Raw genomic sequence first — 13,644 nt, 5'->3', positions numbered from 1 at the left:
CCTACTCGCGGAGCTCGACGGCGTGGCCTCGCTCGCGGGCGAACTCGCAGACGGCGAGCGGGCCGGTCTCGACGTCGAAGGCGTCCCCGTCGGGGGCGGCCGCGCGGAGGTCGGCGGCGAGGTCGTCGAGGGCGTCGCCGGTGACGGTGCCGTCGTACGCGTCGAGGCAGGCGTCGACGCACGCGGGGACGAGCGCCTCGACGTACGGGCGCTCCCCGAGGTACTCGAGGGAGAGGAGGAAGCCCGGCGTGGCCTCGGGGTCGCGCCACTCCTCGTCGGGGCGCAGACGCCGCTTCTTCTCCTGCTGGCTCGCGTAGTACGCGTGCAGGAGGTCCTCACCCCAGTCGCCCGTGACGTCGAGCGCGATGGCCGTCATCACGAGGGTGTGTGAGTCTGTAACATATAAGGTTGCCCGGTCGGTGAGGCAACATAAATCGGATGGCGCGATACAGAATACCCTCGTGCCGCCTCCGGGAGCCCTAAGCGAGCGGCCGTCCAATCGTGCGTATGGAGCAGACGCGACGACCCCGGCGACTCCGCCGGGACGGTGTGCGGGGACTCGTGAGCGAGACGTCGCTGGACGCGTCGGACCTCATCGCGCCCGTCTTCGTGGACGCGACGACCGAGGAGCGCGTGGCCATCGAGTCGATGCCCGGCCACGAACGCGTGCCGCTCTCGGAGGCGGTGGCGCGCGTCGAAGAGGTGCGCGCGACGGGCGTCGAGGCGGTGATGGTGTTCGGGATTCCCGAAGCGAAGGACGAACGCGGGTCGCGCGCGTGGGCGAGCGACGGCGTCGTGCAGGAGGCCGTCCGGCGTATCACGGCGGAGACGGACGCCTACGTCATCACGGACGTCTGTCTCTGCGAGTACACCGAGCACGGCCACTGCGGGGTGCTCACGAGCGACGCGCGGGAGCGCTGGGAGGCGCTGGACTCCGACCCGAGTCCCGAGGGCGACGCGGGCTTGAGCGAGGGGCTGACGGTGCAGAACGACGAGACGCTCGAACTGCTCGCGCGCACGGCGGTCTCGCACGCGGAGGCGGGCGCGGACATGGTGGCGCCGTCGGCGATGGCGGACGGACAGGTCGGCGCGATTCGCGGGGCGCTCGACGACGCGGGCTACGGGGACCTGCCGGTGATGGCGTACGCGGTGAAGTACGAGTCGGCGTTCTACGGGCCGTTTCGGGACGCGGCGGACGGCGCGCCGTCGTTCGGCGACCGGCGACACTACCAGATGGACCCGGCGAATCGACGGGAGGCGATGACGGAGGCGAGTCTGGACGTCGAGGAGGGCGCGGACGTACTGATGGTGAAGCCGGCGCTCCCCTACCTCGACGTCGTGGCCGACGTCCGCCGGGAGTTCGACCTGCCGGTGGCGGCGTACAACGTCTCCGGGGAGTACGCGATGCTCCACGCGGCGGACGAGAAGGGGTGGCTCGACGTCGAGGCCGCCGCCCACGAGTCGCTGCTCTCGATCAAGCGCGCGGGCGCCGACCTGATTCTCACCTACTTCGCGGAGGACCTGGCGTCGCGCCTCTAGGGACCGCCCCACTGCGGGACGTCGCGCACCCACAAACCGGCAGTAGTGACGTGTTTCCGACACTACATCCGAACGGTTTGGAGGAAATATTCACCAACTAGCTGGGCATATTACGACCTTAAACACGTAGTATACGAATGTATAGTGGTCATACGACCACCGAATCACCCCATATTAGATGTTTGTAAACCAAAAGGTTATGTGTAGCCATTGCATGCACTTCTCTCGTAGATCACCACGATGGTTTCACGCAACTCAGCAATTTCGGTGAACGAACGTCTAACTGAAGTCGGTACCATGGGAGAGGTGTCGTAAATGGCGAGCATCATCGACCTCGTCAACAGCGTCAACACGGTCTGGACGCTCGTCGTCTGCTTCCTGATCTTCTTCATGCAGCCGGGCTTCGCGCTCCTCGAGGCCGGACAGGTCCGCGCGAAGAACGCCGGGAACGTCGTGATGAAGAACATGATGGACTGGGCGCTCGGCGTCTTCGTGTTCTTCGTCGTCGGGCAGGGCATCTACGCCATCGCCGGCCAGCTGACGAACGCGAGCACGCCCCTCAGCATCGCCGACGCGTTCGCGTACATCGGTGACCCGGGGAGCGCGGTCGGCTGGCTCTTCGGCGCCGTCTTCGCGATGACGGCGGCGACCATCGTCTCCGGCGCCGTCGCGGAGCGCATCAAGTTCTCCGCGTACGTCTTCCTCGCCATCTGCCTGACCGCGGTCATCTACCCGGTCATCGGCGGGTTCGCGTGGAGCGGCGGCCTGCTCTCGTCGGGTGGGTTCCTCGGACAGCTCATCGGCGCCGGCTACGAGGACTTCGCTGGCGCGACCGTCGTCCACATGCTCGGCGGCGTCGCCGGCCTCGTCGCGGCGTACATGGTCGGCCCGCGTCGCGGGCGCTTCGACAGCGAGGGCAACCCGCGCCCGATACCCGGACACTCGGTCGTCTTCGCCGTCATCGGGACGTTCATCCTCGCGTTCGGCTGGTACGGCTTCAACGTCGGGACGCAGGGCATCCTCTCGATCTCCGCGAACGCGACGACGCTCGAGGGCGTGACCTTCAACAGCGCCGCACTCGGCCGCGTCGCGCTGAACACGACGCTCGCGATGGGCGTCGGCGCTATCGGTTCGACCATCGTGACGACCCTCCGCGAGGGCAAGCCGGACCCGCTGTTCGCGGCGAACGGCCTGCTCGCCGGCCTCGTCGCCATCACGGGCGCCTGCGCGCACGTCACCTGGTGGGGTGCGGTCATCATCGGCCTGCTCGGCGGCATTCAGGCGCCGCTCGTCTACCACTGGATCGTCGAGAACCTCAAGATCGACGACGTCTGTGGCGTCTTCGCGGTCCACGGGAGCGCGGGTGCGCTCGGCACCATCCTCATCCCCGTGTTCGCCGCTGACGGCTTCGGAATCAACCAGCTCGTCATGCAGATCGTCGGCGTCCTCGTCATCACCGTCTGGACGGTCGTGATGACCTACGTCGCGCTGAAGATCGCGGACGGCATCTGGGGCCTCCGCGTCGACGAGGACGAGGAGGAGCTCGGACTCGACCGCGGCGAGCACGGCATCGAGGCTTACCCCGAGTTCGTCGACGAGGGCGTCGTCGCGGACGGCGGGCGGGACCAGACCTACGGCGTCCGCACGGACGGCGGCGAGGACCGCGAGATTCGCACCGACGGCGGCGTCGACGTCGACGACCACGAGGTTCGCACGGACGGTGGCGAGAACATGGACACGCACGAGATTCGCACGGACGGTGGCGAAGAGGAGCTGGAAATCGAGGACGGCGACATCAAGATGGTCATGGCGGTCATCCGCCCGGACCGCCTCGGCGAGGTGAAGCAGACGCTCGCCGAGGTCGGCGCGCCCTCGCTCACCGTCACGAACGTCTCCGGACGGGGGAGTCAGCCCTCGACGACGGAGCAGTGGCGCGGCGAGGAGTACGTCGTCGACCTCCACCAGAAGGTGAAGATCGAGTGCGTCGTCGCCGACATCGACGCGCACGACGTCGCGGAAGCCATCCAGGAGGGCGCACAGACGGGCGAGCCCGGTGACGGGAAGGTGTTCATCATCGACGTCGAGGACGCCCTCCAGATCCGCACCGGCAAGACCGGACCGGAGGCGGTCTGAGGGCCATGCGCGCACGGACGCATCGGGCGGTGACCGTCCGACAGGGTCTGAGCGTGACCCCCGACATCGCGGCGGCGACCGACCGCTCGACCGGCGCCCGGAGCGCGACTGCCGGGAGCGTCGCCGGCCGCCGCGGTGTCGGTACGGGCCACGGCCAGACGACGCGGGCCCGAGCGAGTCGCGGGGCCGCGACGGCGCGAGCGCCCGCCGCGCGGCGGCGCGAGCGAACGCGTGCCCGGGAGGTGGTAGTCGCGTCCTGAGTCGTTCGTGGTTCCGGCCGGCGACCACCGTCCGTCGTACTCAGTCACTACCGCTGGCCACCCGTGTGGTGCGTGGCGCGCGCCCGGCGCGCGCCGCGCTTCGGTTCGCTGTGGCGCCCGAGCCGGGTAGACGTTCGTCCACCCATCGGGCAACGCTTGCACTCTCCTCTCGACGCATTACGTCCTTATACACACTATACATCCTGTCGTATCGGACGTTCGTACACCAAGTTCGAGTATAGACGAGGACTTTTAAGCTAGGGCTTTTATCGGAGGATTCCTTGCCACCTGTCGTGACTGAGTACGAACCGACCGACGACACCGGCACGGAGGGAGGCGTATGAGCGAACTGACCACCATCGCCACCGGGGTCAACCTCGTCTGGTTGCTCCTCGTCACGTTCCTCATCTTCTTCATGAAGGCGGGCTTCGCCATGCTCGAAGCCGGGCAGGTCCGCGCGAAGAACGTCGCGAACCAGCTCACGCAGACGATCATCACGCTCGTCGTCGGCATCCTCGTCTACTTCGCCGTCGGCGCCGCCGTCGCCACCGTCATCGGCGAACTCACCGGCGCCGGGGGCCTCGACGTCGGCGGGGCGTTCGCGAGCGTCTACGCGCCGAGCGACCCGAACGCGTGGGTGAACTGGCTCTTCGGCGGCGTCTTCGCCATCGCCGCCGCGAACGTCGTCTCCGGCGCCGTCGCCGGCCGCACCCGTCCCCGGATGTACGTCCTCTACACCGCCGTCATCGCGGGCGTCGTCTACCCGGTCGCCGACGGTCTCGTCTGGTCGGGCGGCTGGCTCGCCGGCATGGGCTTTCACGACTTCGCGGGCGGCGCCGTCATCCACGCGCTCGGCGGCATCTCCGCGCTCGTCGGCGCCTACCTCATCGGCCCGCGCCGCGACCGCTACGGCCCGGACGGCACGCCGAACGTGATGCCCGGCCACTCCATCACGCTCGCCGTCCTCGGCACGCTCATCCTCTGCTTCGGCTGGTACGGCTTCAACGTCGGCACCGCCGTGAAGGTGTTCGCGGTGCAGGACGGCCAGCTCGTGCTCGCGAACTTCGCGACCGTCGGGCGCGTCGCGCTCAACACCACGCTCGGCATGGCGCTCGGCGGCGTCGGCGCCGGCCTCGTCGCGTGGTATCGGACGCAGAAGCTCGACACGCTCTTCCTCGCGAACGGCCTGCTCGCCGGCCTCGTCGGCGTCACCCCCATCGCGGACGCGGCGACGTGGCCGGGCGCCGTGCTCGTCGGCCTCGTCGCCGGCGCACAGCTCCCCGTCGTCTTCTCGTTCGTCGAACACCGGCTCAAGGTCGACGACGTCTGCGCGGTCTTCCCCGTCCACGGCACCGCCGGGATGCTCGGGACGGTCGCGTTCGGCCTGCCGTTCGTCACCGTGAACGCGTTCTCGCTTCGCACGCTCGGCGTGCAGGTCTTCGGCGTCGCCGTCATCGTCGCCGTGAGCGCCGCCATCACCGCCGCGCTCTTCACGGTCGCGAAGGCCGCGAACTGGGCGCGCGTCGACGCTGACACCGAGCGGACCGGCCTCGACGTCGCCGCACACGGCGTCGAGACCTACCCCGAGTTCGGCGACCAGGACCGCATCGGCGTCCCCGACGGGGGCACCGTCCCGGACGGCGGGCGCCCGGCGAGCGACATCGAGCTCGTGATGGCGTACATCCGCCCGGACCGCCTCGGCGAGGTGAAACAGGAGCTCGCCGAGGTCGGCGCGCCCTCGCTCACCGTCACGGACGTCTCCGGACGGGGGAGTCAGCCCTCGACGACCGGCCAGTGGCGCGGCGAGGAGTACGTCGTCGACCTCCACCAGAAGGTGAAGGTCGAGTGCGTCGTCGCGGACACGCCCACGCAGGACGTCGTGGACGCCATCCGCAACGGCGCGAAGACCGGGAAGAAGGGCGACGGGAAGGTGTTCGTCCTCCCCGTCTCGGAGGCCACGCAGATCCGCACCGGCAAGACCGGCACCGAGGCCGTGTAGCCGGTCGACCCGCCCGCCGTCTGCCACCGATACGCCGGCTCAGTAACTACTTTCCCGCTGGCGGCGGGAACTCGGAGTATGAACCGCGACACTTCGCGTGACCTCTACGACCGGGCGCTCGGCGTGCTCCCGGGCGGCGTGAACTCCTCCGTCCGGGCGGCCCCCCAGCCGTATCCGACGTTCGTTCGGAAGGGCGACGCGGGCCGAGTCGTCGACGCAGACGGGAACAAGTACGTGGACTGGGTGATGGGCCTCGGCCCCCTCCTCCTCGGCCACGACCTCCCCGAGCCCGTCGAGTCCGCCGTCCAGCGACGCGTGAGCGAGGGCCCGATGTACGGGATGCCGACCGAGGTCGAGGTCGAGCACGCCGAGTTCATCGCGCGCCACGTCCCGAGCGTCGAGATGGTGCGCTTCGTCAACTCCGGCACCGAAGCCACGGTCTCGGCGGTCCGCCTCGCGCGCGGCTACACGGGCCGCGACAAGGTCGTCGTCATGCAGGGCGGCTACCACGGCGCGCAGGAGTCCACGCTCGTCGAGGGCGACGCCGACGACGCCTCGCCGTCCTCGCCGGGCATCCCCGCGTCGTTCGCCGAGCACACCATCCCCGTGCCGTTCAACGACGAGGCGGCCGTCACGGAGGTCTTCGAGGAGCACGGCGACGACATCGCGGCGGTGCTCGTCGAGCCGATTCTCGCGAACAAGGGCATCGTCGAGCCCCGCGAGGGCTACCACGAGACGCTGCGCGACCTCACGGCTGACCACGGCGCCCTCCTCGTCTTCGACGAGGTCATCACGGGCTTCCGGGTCGGCGGGCTCTCCTGCGCGCAGGGGAAGTACGGCATCGAACCGGACCTGACGACGTTCGGGAAGGTCGTCGGCGGCGGCTTCCCCGTCGGCGCCATCGGCGGGAAGACCGAGATCATGGAGGAGTTCACGCCCGCCGGGAGCGTCTTCCAAGCGGGGACGTTCTCGGGGCACCCGGTCACGATGGCGGCCGGCCTCGAAACGCTCACCTACGCCGCCGAGAACGACGTCTACGAGCACGTGAACGACCTCGGGGAGCGGTTGCGCGACGGCCTGCGCGACGTCGTCGCCGAGCGCGCGCCCGAGTACAGCGTCGTCGGGACGGACTCGCTGTTCAAGGTCGTCTTCACGCGCGACGGCCGGAAACCGCGCAACGGCGCGGACGTCGGGCGCGCGAACGTCGCGCGCTGGAACCGCGTCTTCCGCCCGCAGATGCTCGAGGCGGGCGTCATGCTCTCGCAGAACCAGTTCGAGTCCCAGTTCGTCTCCCACGCGCACACGGCGGCGGACGTCGAGGAGACCATCGAGGCCTACCGCGACGCCCTCTAGACTGGGTCCGAAGGGGGTTTCAAGTCGCGATACCGAGGGTACGGTATGCGAGACGAGTCCATCAGGCTGGCGACGCGGGGGTCGTCGCTGGCGCTCCGGCAGGCGGGCGAGATCCAGGCCGCGCTCGAGGAACGCCGCCACGACGTCGAGCTCGTGGAGGTCGAAACCGAGGGCGACCGCATCACCGACGAGCGCATCGCCGACCTCGGGAAGACGGGTGCGTTCGTCCGCGCGCTCGACGAGCGCGTGCTCGAGGGCGACGTCGACGCCGCCGTCCACTCGATGAAGGACGTCCCGACGGAGATGCCCGACGACCTCGTGGTCGCCGCCGTCCCCCGGCGCGCGAGCGCGGGCGACGTCCTCGTCACACCGGACGGAACGACACTCGACGAACTCGAGGCGGGCGCGGTCGTCGGCACGTCGAGTCTGCGCCGGCGCGCGCAGGTGAAGTCGCGTCGCCCCGACCTCGAGGTGGCCGACCTCCGCGGGAACGTCGACACCCGCATCGAGAAACTGCTCGCCGTCCACCTGCAGGCCGAGCACGAGGCCCGACAGGAGGCCGAGGAGGCCTACCAGGAGCAGCGCGCGCGCTACGAAAACCAGCCGGAGAAGGACCCCGAGGAGGCGACCCGCGAGTACGAGCGCACCGTCGAGGAGTGGTTCGACGACCGCTCCGAGCTCGAGAAGCAGGCGATGGGGCGCGAGGTCGACACCGAGTACGACGGGGTCGTGCTCGCGCGCGCCGGCCTCGAGCGCTCCGGGCTCGCGCACAGCGTCGACCTCGTCGACCTCGCGACGGACGAGCACGTCCCCGCGCCCGGGCAGGGCGCGCTCGCGGTGACGGCGCGCGAGGGAACCGAGGTCGCAGAGCGCATCCAGAAAGCGCTCGACCACCCGCGCTCGCGCGTCGAGACGACGGCCGAGCGCATCGTTCTCGAGGAGCTCGGCGGCGGCTGCATCGCGCCGATCGGCGTCCACGCCTTCCTGAAGGGCGAGGTCGTCCGCACGGACGTCCAGGTCTACTCGGCGGACGGGTCGGAGGCCGTGACGGAGACGCGCGAACTCGGCCTCGACGACTACGCTCGCGAGGCGCGGACGTTCGCCGCCGACCTCGCGGAGGCGGGCGCCGCCGACCTCATCGCGGAGGCGAAGCGATGACGGACGCCGAACCCGGGACGGTCTACCTCGTCGGGAGCGGCCCCGGCGACCCCGACCTCCTCACCGTGAAGGCCCGCGACCTCTTGGAGAGCGCGGACGTCGTCCTCCACGACAAACTCCCCGGCCCGGAGATACTCAACCTCGTTCCGGAGGAGCGCGGCGAGGACGTCGGGAAGCGCGCGGGCGGCGAGCGTACCTCCCAGGCGGAGATCAACGAGCGCCTCCTCAAGTACGCGGAGGCGGGCAAGAGCGTGGTGCGGCTGAAGGGCGGCGACCCGTTCGTCTTCGGTCGCGGCGGCGAGGAGGCCGAATACCTCGCCGAACATGGGATCAGTTTCGAGGTGGTGCCGGGCGTGACGTCGCCCGTGGCCGCGCCGGGCGTCGCCGGCATCCCCGTCACGCACCGCGAGCACGCCTCCTCCGTGACGTTCGTCACCGGCCACGAGGACCCGACGAAGGAGGAGTCGAGCGTCGACTGGGCCGCGCTCGCCGAGACCGGCGGGACCATCGTCGTCCTGATGGGCGTCGGCAAACTCCCGGACTACACCCGCGAGCTCCGCGAGGCCGGCATGGACCCCGAGACGCCGGTCGCGCTCGTCGAGAAGGGGACGCGGCCCGGCCAACGCGTCGCCTCGGGCACCCTCGACACCATCGTCGACGTCCGCGACGAGGCCGGCATCGAGCCACCGGCGATAACCGTCATCGGCGACGTCGCGGCCGTCCGCGACCGGCTGGAGGAGTACCTCCGATGAGCCAGCGTGTCCGGGCGGCCGTCTTCCGGCCGGACGACGGGCGGCTCGCGGACGCCGCCGAGTTGCTCGAATCGCTCGGCGCCGAACCGGTACCGGACGCGATGCTGGCCGTCGAACCCACCGACAGAACGCCCCGTGAGGACGCCGACTACGCGGTCCTGACGAGCAAGACCGGCGTCGAACTCGCGGCGGACGCCGGATGGGACGCGGGGGGGACGACCGTCTGCGCCATCGGCGAGAGCACCGCGTCGGCGCTCCGCGACGCCGGTTACGCGGTGGACCTCGTCCCCGAGGAGTACTCGAGCGCGGGCCTCGTGGACGCGCTCGAAGCCGACGTCGGGGGCGCGCGCGTCGAGGTGGCGCGCTCCGACCACGGCTCGGACGTGCTCACCGACGGCCTCGAGGACGCGGGCGGGTACGTCCACGAGACGGTGCTGTATCGGCTCGTCCGACCGAACGCGGCGGGCGCGTCGACGGAGCGGGCGGCCGCCGGCGAGCTGGAGGCCGCGCTGTTCACGTCCTCGCTCACCGTCGAGCATTTCCTCGAGGCGGCGACCGCGCGCGGCGTCCGCGAGGCCGCCGTCGCGGGACTGAACGACGCCGTCGTCGGCTGTATCGGCGACCCGACGCGCCGGACGGCCGAGCGCCACGGCATCGAGGTGGACGTCGTCCCCGCCGAGGCCTCCTTCGACGCGCTCGCGACCGCCGTCGTCGAGGACGCCGCGCCGAGCTATCACGAGTAGGTCGTCGCGAGTACGGGAGTTTATCCGCGCGAGCGGCCTACTTCGGGGTGATGAACGCGCCCGTCCCCGAACTCGAAGCGCGGGCCGCGCGGTGCGCCGCGCGCCTCCGCGAGGCCGACGACCTCCTCCTCACGTCGCACATCGACGCGGACGGCCTGACGAGCGCCGGCATCGCCACCACCGCGCTCTCGCGCGCCGGCATCGCACACGACGTCGCCTTCGAGAAGCAACTCGACCGGAGCGCCATCGAGCGCTACGTCGAGGAGGGGTACGAGACGGTCTTCTTCACGGACTACGGGAGCGGCCAGTTGGACGTCATCACCGAGTACGACGCCATCGATCCCGTGGTCGCCGACCACCACCAGCCGGCGGACGCCGAGACCGAGTACCACGTGAACCCCCTCTTGGAGGGCCTCGACGGCGGGAGCGAGCTCTCCGGGGCGGGCGCGGCCTACTGTGTCGCGCGCGCGCTCGACGCCGAGGACGAGCGCGTTGACAACCGCGACCTGGCGGCGCTCGCCGTCGTCGGCGCGGTGGGCGACATGCAAACCGTCGAGGGCGAACTCGTCGGCGCGAACGCCGGCATTGTCGAGGAGGGCGTCGACGCGGGCGTGCTGGCGGTCGGGAAGGACCTCGCGGTGTTCGGGACGCAGACGCGCGCGCTCCCGAAGCTCCTCGCGTACGCGAGCGACGTACCCATTCCCGGCATCACGGGCGACCGGAACGGCGCGCTGCGCTTCCTCGACGGCCTCGACGCCGATTGCAGGGAGGACGGCGAGTGGAAGACGTGGGCGGAGTTGACGGTCGAGGACCGCCGGACGGTGGTGAGCGCGCTCGTCCAGCGCGCGATACGGACGGGCGTGGACCCCGAGGAGGTGGAGTCGCTCGTCGGGACGACGTACACGCTCACCGAGGAGGAACCCGGGACGGAGCTGCGCGACGCGAGCGAGTTCTCGACGCTGTTGAACGCGACGGCGCGCTACGAGCGCGCGGACGTCGGTCTCGCGGTCTGTACGGGCGACCGGGGGGAGGCGCTTCGGGAGGCGCACGAACTGCTCCGCGAGCACCGGCGGACGCTCGCGACGGGCGTGAACGTCGTCCGCGAGGTCGGCGTCACGAGGGCGGAGCACGTCCAGTGGTTCCACGTCGGTGATCGGCTCCCGGAGACGGTCGTGGGGATCGTCGCCGGGATGGCGATGGGCGAGGACGACGTGGACGCGGGCGTGCCGGTCATCGCGTTCGCGAACAAGGAGGACGCCGACGCGGAGGACGTGGAGGGTGAGGCGGTGAAGGTGTCGATGCGCGGGACGCCGCGCCTCGTCGAGCGCGGCCTCGACCTCTCTGCGGTGGCGCGGGAGGCGTCGCGTGCGGTCGGCGGCGATGGGGGCGGACACGAGGTCGCGGCGGGTGCGACGGTGCCGAAGGGCCGAGAGGAGGCGTTCGTCGCGGCCGCGGACGCCGCCGTCGGCGACCAGCTCGAAACGTAATTAAAGACCGTTATAGTTTTGTGACGGGGGTTCGTTGACGGGAGTATGGCAGCACCAGCAGTAGGAGCACACGACGCGACCCACAGCCGAAGCCAGCCCCGCCGCCGCGACCAGCGACCCCCGGACCCGAGCACGCCACCCACATGACCCAGAGCACGACACGGACGACGACGCCCGACGAACGACTCCGCGAACCACCCTACAGCTTCCTCGACGCCGACGGCGAGCGCGTCACTATCGACACCGCCACGGCGAGCGACGCCGACGCGCTCCGCGCGATGTACGGCCGCTTCGACCCGACGGACCGGACGCAGGGCCTCCCGCCCGCGCGCCGCGATGAGCGCGACGAGTGGGTCGACACGCTCCTCGCGGGACGGAGCGTCGTCGCCCGACGCGACGGTAGACCGGTCGGTCACGCCGCGCTCCTCGAGAGCGGCGACGGCCACGAGCTCGCCGTCTTCGTCGCCCCGGACGCGCGCGGCGTCGGCGTCGGCACCGGCCTCCTCCGAGGGCTGCTCGGCGCGCACCGGAGCGCGGGCGGCGGTCAGGTCTGGCTCGCCGTCGAGCCGTCGAATCGGTGTGCGCGCGCGCTCTACCGGCGCTTCGGCTTCGACGTCGCCGAGCGCGGGCGCTTCGAAATCACCATGACGAGGCAGGTTTGATATAGCGGTATCCGATGTATCGGCGGTGGACCGTCCGGCTTTTATCGCCACGGGCGGAAGACCCGGTTATGGCCGATTTCACGCCCGAGGAGTTCGAGGAGAAGAAGTACACCGACTACTTCCCGCAGCTCCAGACTGCATACAAGCGCGCGTTCAACGACCTGAACGCCGAGTACGACAGCACGCTCGTCCACGCGCTCGACCAACAGGTGCTCAACGAGAGCGAGCCCCACTACGAGGGCGACGGCGAGTTTAGCGTTGATCTCCCGGAGAACCCCATCACACGCCTCGAGGACGTCGTCGCGAGCGAGGAGCGGGCGAGCGAGCTCCTCGACCTCTACGTCGACGGCATCAAACACCAGCTCCGCGTCGTCTTCGACTTCGAGGCGGAGTAGGCCGGAACGGCGACCAACCAAAAGCATAAGGCCGAGAACAACCTACTCGCACACATGAGCACCGAGGGCCAGTCCGGGGACGACCTAGAGGACCGCGTCACGAGTTTCCTCCGACGGAACTTCCCGCAGATCCAGATGCACGGTGGGAGCGCCTCCATCACGAACATCGACCGCGAGAGCGGGGAAGTCGACATCCAGCTCAGCGGTGCGTGTTCCGGATGCGGTATCTCCCCGATGACGATCCAGGCCATCAAGGCCCGGATGACGCAGGAGATTCCCGAAGTCGAGAAGGTCAACGCCGACACCGGCATGGGCGGCGACGGCGGCCACGGCGGCGGCATGAGCCCCTCCTTCCCCGGCGAGACGACCGACGACGGCGCCGAGGAGGACGAAGGCCCGCAGGCCCCCTTCTAAGACGGTTCTCGCAGCGATTCGAGTGCGTTTTTTCGAGCGCCGACGAGCGCCGCGTCCGTCAGTCCTCCGTCCAGTAGTAGAGGTGTTCCTTCGGAGCGTCGCAGGACGGACAGGACTCGGGGAGCTCCTCGATGTCGCCGATTTCCCCGCAGTCCGAGCAGCGCCAGAGGAGTTCGGCCTCCCCGAGGTTGTGGGGCGTGTGCTCGTGTTCGACGCTGAACGACGCCGCGCCCTCGCGGGTCGTCACGAAGAAGCCGTCCTCGTTGAAACCGCGAACGACGCCGATTTCGTCGCCGTCCTCGTTGTAGACTGCCGTACCGAGCTTGACCGGGCTCTCCTCACTCATACGCGGTGGTTCACCGGGCCGAGACTTAAAGGCAACCGCCGGCGGCGAGGAGGCTGCGCGCCCGCTCAGAGCCGGGCGGGTTCGCGGTTCCAGCCTGGGTCGTGGCCGGTCCGCTCGATGAGGTCCGCGCGGCACGCCGGACAGTAGTCGGGCGTCGTCGTCTCGCTCCGGGGGACGTAGACCGCACCGCCGCACTCCACGCACGCATCAGCGACCACGGTCGCACAGTCCGCACAGACGTTGAAGTCGTCGACCGTGAGGTCTCGCAAGCCGTCGAGATGTTTGTCCAGGACGTACTCGTCGATGACCGACTGACAGTTCTGACACGGTTGCATAGCGGTACGTACTGGGGTGTGTGACCAATGCACATATAGATGCCGCCCGACGGCGTCGCGGTCACGGA

The 13,644-nt window shown here is 69.9% G+C and carries 14 protein-coding genes; 11 read left to right on the top strand and 3 right to left on the bottom strand.

Going from position 1 to position 13,644, the window contains the following annotated elements; translation table 11 throughout:
• Nucleotide 1: 1 nt before the first annotated feature.
• Nucleotides 2–376, bottom strand: a complete 375-nt coding sequence (locus EFA46_RS04465; RefSeq protein ID WP_123074443.1) for a hypothetical protein — start codon at nt 374–376, stop codon at nt 2–4.
• 131 nt (nt 377–507) lie between these two features.
• On the opposite strand from EFA46_RS04465, the gene hemB reads away from it, so the two are divergent.
• The 11 genes from hemB to EFA46_RS04410 all read left to right on the top strand — a co-directional run bounded on the left by hemB (nt 508) and on the right by EFA46_RS04410 (nt 12,895).
• Nucleotides 508–1,539, top strand: coding sequence for a porphobilinogen synthase (gene hemB, locus EFA46_RS04460; protein WP_123074444.1), 1,032 nt, complete (start codon nt 508–510; stop codon nt 1,537–1,539).
• A gap of 315 nt (nt 1,540–1,854) precedes the next feature.
• Complete coding sequence (locus EFA46_RS16360) at nt 1,855–3,672, top strand: ammonium transporter (RefSeq protein WP_123074445.1); 1,818 nt, start codon at nt 1,855–1,857, stop codon at nt 3,670–3,672.
• A 600-nt stretch (nt 3,673–4,272) separates the two neighbouring features.
• A complete protein-coding gene (locus EFA46_RS04450; RefSeq protein ID WP_123074446.1) occupies nt 4,273–5,931 on the top strand; it encodes an ammonium transporter in 1,659 nt (552 codons plus the stop codon).
• Nucleotides 5,932–6,009: 78 nt separating this feature from the next.
• Nucleotides 6,010–7,284, top strand: coding sequence for a glutamate-1-semialdehyde 2,1-aminomutase (locus EFA46_RS04445; protein WP_123074447.1), 1,275 nt, complete (start codon nt 6,010–6,012; stop codon nt 7,282–7,284).
• Between the two features lie 45 nt (nt 7,285–7,329).
• Nucleotides 7,330–8,442, top strand: a complete 1,113-nt coding sequence (hemC, locus tag EFA46_RS04440) for a hydroxymethylbilane synthase (RefSeq protein ID WP_123074448.1) — start codon at nt 7,330–7,332, stop codon at nt 8,440–8,442.
• Nucleotides 8,439–9,194 carry a uroporphyrinogen-III C-methyltransferase gene (gene cobA / locus EFA46_RS04435; RefSeq protein ID WP_123074449.1) on the top strand — a complete coding sequence of 252 codons (756 nt, stop codon included), beginning with the start codon at nt 8,439–8,441 and terminating at the stop codon, nt 9,192–9,194. Before hemC ends, cobA begins: the two co-directional genes overlap by 4 nt.
• Nucleotides 9,191–9,937, top strand: coding sequence for a uroporphyrinogen-III synthase (locus EFA46_RS04430; protein WP_123074450.1), 747 nt, complete (start codon nt 9,191–9,193; stop codon nt 9,935–9,937). The genes cobA and EFA46_RS04430 overlap by 4 nt, the downstream gene beginning before the upstream one ends.
• Before the next feature lie 50 nt (nt 9,938–9,987).
• Nucleotides 9,988–11,424: a DHH family phosphoesterase gene (locus EFA46_RS04425; RefSeq protein WP_123074451.1), complete on the top strand. Its 1,437-nt coding sequence runs from the start codon at nt 9,988–9,990 to the stop codon at nt 11,422–11,424.
• Between the two features lie 143 nt (nt 11,425–11,567).
• Entirely contained in the window at nt 11,568–12,086 is a 519-nt protein-coding gene (locus tag EFA46_RS04420) for a GNAT family N-acetyltransferase (RefSeq protein WP_123074452.1), read from the top strand.
• A 68-nt stretch (nt 12,087–12,154) separates the two neighbouring features.
• Nucleotides 12,155–12,481, top strand: a complete 327-nt coding sequence (locus EFA46_RS04415) for a DUF5783 family protein (RefSeq protein WP_123074453.1) — start codon at nt 12,155–12,157, stop codon at nt 12,479–12,481.
• A 54-nt stretch (nt 12,482–12,535) separates the two neighbouring features.
• The gene (locus EFA46_RS04410; RefSeq protein WP_123074454.1) at nt 12,536–12,895 is read left to right on the top strand and encodes a NifU family protein; all 360 of its coding nucleotides are present in this window, start codon (nt 12,536–12,538) and stop codon (nt 12,893–12,895) included.
• A 58-nt stretch (nt 12,896–12,953) separates the two neighbouring features.
• On the opposite strand, the gene EFA46_RS04405 is transcribed toward EFA46_RS04410, so the two are convergent.
• Together EFA46_RS04405 and EFA46_RS04400 are read right to left on the bottom strand one after the other, a co-directional pair.
• A complete protein-coding gene (locus EFA46_RS04405) occupies nt 12,954–13,241 on the bottom strand; it encodes a rubredoxin-like domain-containing protein (RefSeq protein WP_123074455.1) in 288 nt (95 codons plus the stop codon).
• Nucleotides 13,242–13,306: 65 nt separating this feature from the next.
• Nucleotides 13,307–13,576: a hypothetical protein gene (locus EFA46_RS04400; protein ID WP_123074456.1), complete on the bottom strand. Its 270-nt coding sequence runs from the start codon at nt 13,574–13,576 to the stop codon at nt 13,307–13,309.
• Nucleotides 13,577–13,644: the final 68 nt, after the last annotated feature.

The sequence above is a fragment of the Halarchaeum sp. CBA1220 genome (assembly GCF_003721175.2).
Taxonomy (GTDB): Archaea; Halobacteriota; Halobacteria; order Halobacteriales; family Halobacteriaceae; genus Halarchaeum; species Halarchaeum grantii.
This window is presented reverse-complemented; position numbering and strand designations above follow the sequence as displayed.

Coding starts and splice junctions, on each gene's coding strand:
- EFA46_RS04465 (WP_123074443.1), bottom strand. CDS start 376: ATGACGGCCATCGCGCTCGACGTCACGGGCGACTGGGGTGAGGACCTC.
- hemB (WP_123074444.1), top strand. CDS start 508: ATGGAGCAGACGCGACGACCCCGGCGACTCCGCCGGGACGGTGTGCGG.
- EFA46_RS16360 (WP_123074445.1), top strand. CDS start 1,855: ATGGCGAGCATCATCGACCTCGTCAACAGCGTCAACACGGTCTGGACG.
- EFA46_RS04450 (WP_123074446.1), top strand. CDS start 4,273: ATGAGCGAACTGACCACCATCGCCACCGGGGTCAACCTCGTCTGGTTG.
- EFA46_RS04445 (WP_123074447.1), top strand. CDS start 6,010: ATGAACCGCGACACTTCGCGTGACCTCTACGACCGGGCGCTCGGCGTG.
- hemC (WP_123074448.1), top strand. CDS start 7,330: ATGCGAGACGAGTCCATCAGGCTGGCGACGCGGGGGTCGTCGCTGGCG.
- cobA (WP_123074449.1), top strand. CDS start 8,439: ATGACGGACGCCGAACCCGGGACGGTCTACCTCGTCGGGAGCGGCCCC.
- EFA46_RS04430 (WP_123074450.1), top strand. CDS start 9,191: ATGAGCCAGCGTGTCCGGGCGGCCGTCTTCCGGCCGGACGACGGGCGG.
- EFA46_RS04425 (WP_123074451.1), top strand. CDS start 9,988: ATGAACGCGCCCGTCCCCGAACTCGAAGCGCGGGCCGCGCGGTGCGCC.
- EFA46_RS04420 (WP_123074452.1), top strand. CDS start 11,568: ATGACCCAGAGCACGACACGGACGACGACGCCCGACGAACGACTCCGC.
- EFA46_RS04415 (WP_123074453.1), top strand. CDS start 12,155: ATGGCCGATTTCACGCCCGAGGAGTTCGAGGAGAAGAAGTACACCGAC.
- EFA46_RS04410 (WP_123074454.1), top strand. CDS start 12,536: ATGAGCACCGAGGGCCAGTCCGGGGACGACCTAGAGGACCGCGTCACG.
- EFA46_RS04405 (WP_123074455.1), bottom strand. CDS start 13,241: ATGAGTGAGGAGAGCCCGGTCAAGCTCGGTACGGCAGTCTACAACGAG.
- EFA46_RS04400 (WP_123074456.1), bottom strand. CDS start 13,576: ATGCAACCGTGTCAGAACTGTCAGTCGGTCATCGACGAGTACGTCCTG.